This is a genomic window from Moorena sp. SIO2C4, assembly GCF_010672485.1.
Lineage (GTDB): Bacteria > Cyanobacteriota > Cyanobacteriia > Cyanobacteriales > Coleofasciculaceae > Moorena > Moorena producens.
In genome coordinates this window covers 1-4,025 of sequence record NZ_JAAHGN010000705.1, presented here as the reverse complement: position 1 = coordinate 4,025, position 4,025 = coordinate 1, and the positions used below count along the sequence as shown (strand labels likewise).

Genomic DNA, 4,025 nt, shown 5'->3' with positions numbered 1-4,025 from the left:
TTCCGCTGGCGGCAGTGTCAGTATCGAACAGTTGGATGGGCTACCGGGAAATTTAGTCAGTCCCCATGATCCGATAATTCTGGCCAATGGGGATGTCAGTTTAGGAAACTATACCGGAGCATCACTGCATATTTTGGCAGGAGGAAGTGTTACCGTTGGGGACATCGAAATTAACTCTACCGATACCGCTGATAATGCGATTAGCCCCGATAACTCCAATCCCTTCTTAGCTAGTCTGGCTAATGTGACCTTGTCCGACGAAGCGAGAACATCGGTAGTGATAGATGGCAGTAACCAACCTACCCTAGATATCCGTGCTGGCATAGATTGGACATTACTGGCGGGTTTTCCAGGAAATACCGATAGTGGAAACTTAGGCTCTAACTTTGGGACTGGTGCTACTAGTGCAGATATAGAAATTGGTGACATCTCGATTAATGCTCCCAATGGACTAGTATTGTTAACCAATCAGTATCAAGCTAATCCATCGTTAGTGAGTGAAACCCTGAAAATTAGTTCACTTCTAACTGGTGACGGCACCATAGCCAAGGTAGTCAATAAGAAGCTTATGAATGATACGAGTAACCAGAGGTTTTCAGGGAATGGTGGTGAGGTCTTGATTGATTATCGGGGCCCCATTGAAATAAGCGGACGCATTGATGCCTCTTCCGCTTCTGGTAAAGCAGGGGATATTACCGTGGTTACAAATGATCAACTATCCCTTGACAACAGTTTCATTATTAGCAACACCTTCGGAACAGAAAAGGGTGGGGATATCACTATTGATACTGGCTCACTCTCTGCCAAAAACGGTGCTCAGATCGAAACAAGTACGTTCTTTGTCATTAAGGAGGATGATAATATCGACACCAGTATCTTTGAGAACGCAGATGCCGGTAAAGTGACTATTATTGCTGATGATACAGTTACTTTTGAAGGGAAATCGCAAGATGGTCAGACTAGTGGCATCGTCAACAACATTCTTAACGACATAGATCGAAAGGCTGAACCAAAACCTATCGTTGACAGTGGTGGAATTTTCATTACCACAGGTTCTTTAGTTGTTAACGATGGCGCTCAACTGGAAGCCAGGGTTGGAGAGGAAGATACAGCTGGAACAGGTAATGTCAGAAAGTCTTGGGGGAACTCCGGCGATATCAATATTGTTGCTAGGGATACAGTTTCCTTTGATGGTGGTGGATTTGAAAATGATGGTGGTGCCTTCACTAGTGTTGAGGGACAAGGTAATGGTACTGCTGGTGATATTAATATCCAGGCTAGGTCAGTTTCTGTAAGCAATGATGCATCGTTACAGTCTAACCTAATCGGACAGGGAAATGGTGGCAATCTCAAGATTGTCGCTAGTGATTCAATCATCTTGGATGGAGCCCAAAACTCTATCCTGACTCGGGTTAATCGAAGTGGTAAAGCCACTGATGACAATAACGGTGGTGGTAATGTTGATATTGAAACTCGGTCACTTTATCTCACTAACGGTGCTCGAATAGTTGCCTCTACATTCGGAAAAGGAAACGCAGGTAACGTAAAAATTACAGTAGCAGAGGACATAGTTTTTGATGGGAATCTGGTAAATCAGTTCAATCAAACTATAGCCAGCGGTGTTTTAAGTCAGGTAGCAGAAGGTGCTAGAGGTAATGGCGGTAAAATTGAGATTATTGAGGCTAACTCTATTGCCATCACAAATACAGCAAAGGTAGATTCCAGCACTGCTGGGGCAGGTGATGCGGGACCGATAATTATCTCAACAAATCAGCTCACGCTCAGAGACGGGGGTGAAATTTCTGCTGCTACGTTTGGTCCAGGAAATGCTGGGAACATATCTGTGAAAGAAGCTGACTCAGTTGTTCTCACCAATGACAGTAATATCTTGAGTGAAGTAGAGCCTACAAGTAGTGGTAATGGTGGCCAGATTGAGATCTCGACTGACTCCCTATCCCTCACCAACGGGAGCACTATTGCAAACCGTACCCAAGGATTCAACCCAGTCAGGCTAGTGCAACAAGTACTGGCTAATCCTGACACAACCTATAACGAAGCAGTGCTGGGTGATAACCCAATCGTCTACTGGAGTCTTGATGAAACTAGTGGTTCAACGGCTTTTAATGCTACTGGCAATGGCTTCAACGGTACCTATGAAGGGGGTGTAACTCAAGGTGTTCCAGGAATATCCGGTACAGCAGGACAATTTAATGGCAAGAATGATACTGCTGTGGATATAGGTACTGTTCCATCAGGTTCAGATTTAGATATCTCAAATCAATCCTTCACTGTAGAAGCCTGGATAAAGCCAAACGAAATTGGAGAAAGGCAAGCCTATTTCGGGATACATAAACGGATAAAGAGTGACAATGACAAAAGTGAAAGTCTATATTTCAGATTGAACGAGAACGCTTCTGTTGCTTTCGGTGATTTTCCCAATGATTTGGAAACACCAGAGAACATCATTGAAGTAGATACTTGGTATCATGTTGTAGCTAGTTACGACAAAGATTCCGATACTAACACTATTTTTGTCAATGGCAGAGAAATTAATCGCAATAATCAAGGGTTTTTTAATGGCGAAGAACCACGCATCTTGATCGGGACTTGGCCAAACATTGGTGACCAATCCTTCAATGGTGTGATTGATGAAGTAGCAGTCTACAACACAGCCCTATCTCCTGAAACTGTTGCCCAGCACTACCTGATCGGTCAGCGTAGCCTAGGCGCACCAATAGAAATTGGTGACAGTGGAGCCAATGCTGGTACGATTAACGTTCATGCTAATTCCATTACTATCTCTGGAGTTAGTCCCACTAATAATACTATTTCCAGTGGTTTACTGTCTGACAGCTCCGGGGATTTCAGTGGTGTAGCTGGTACGATCACCATCGATACTGATTCCCTGAAGGTTGAAGATGGAGGAATAATAACAGTCAAAAGTGAGAAAGGGATAGCAGGTAATCTGGACATTACGGCTAATTCCCTGTTGCTTAACAACGGAAGACTTTTAGCTGAAACTCAACTGAGTGGAGGTGAAGATGGAGCGAATATCACACTAGACGTATCAGAATCGATAGTGATGCTCAACGAAAGCCTAATCTCCGCAGAGGCTTCTGAAGAAGCTACGGGTGGCAATATTGATATTGATACCGACGTCTTGATTGCCTTTCCCCCAACTGGTCCTGATGGTAGCGATATCATTGCCAAAGCTGCACGGGGTCAAGGCGGTGAGATCACCATTGAGGCCGAAGATGTCCGTTTGATTGAGGAGCGCGAAGCCATTGAGGAAAATCGCACTAATGATATCGATGCCAGTTCTGAGTCTGGTCCACAAGGAATAGTGACCATCAATACGGGCAATATTGACCCTTCTCGGGGATTAGATCAACTACCAATTAATTTAACTGACCCATCATCACTCATTGTTGCTAGCTGTCCGAGAAGTGGGAAAGTCTCGGTAGATGAACTTGGTGAATTTATTGTTACTGGACGAGGTGGCATTCCGGCCAGTCCCTTCGACCCGATTATCGGTCAAGCCATCATTGCTGATTGGGTGACTCTTGAGGATCAAACCCTTAGTGAAATTGATCACAATCTTGATAAGAATCAGACGTTAGCGCCATCGACCGAACACAATTCTATTCCACAGAATTCTAAGCCAAAACGGATTGTGGAAGCTCAAGGCTGGATGATTGGTCCGGATGGTACGATCATTCTCACCTCTTTCCCTACCGATACCACTAGCCCACCCAAGCCTTGGTATCACTATTTTTCTTGCCGAGATTTAAATTAAACTATTCTCAATTGCTATGAGTAATTTCGTTTTGGGTTAATGGAAGTGGGTGCATCTTATTTGATACTAATTTACCATAGCAACAGGGTAGATATCCTTGGTAAATAAGCCAGGGTAAGCACCATAAAAATTGATCCAAAATGTGAGATCGGGCAAGGATTATCAGGATATTAAGCCAAGATAACTCAGCACTATTAAAAGTTAATCTCAATAGTGTTTAGAATAAGAA

1 protein-coding gene is annotated in these 4,025 nt (G+C 43.7%); it reads left to right on the top strand.

The window, feature by feature from the left end; translation table 11 throughout:
* The coding region (locus F6K20_RS27570; RefSeq protein ID WP_353736839.1) for a LamG-like jellyroll fold domain-containing protein at positions 1 to 3,796 on the top strand (3,796 nt) is incomplete at its 5' end.
* Positions 3,797 to 4,025 lie beyond the last annotated feature (229 nt).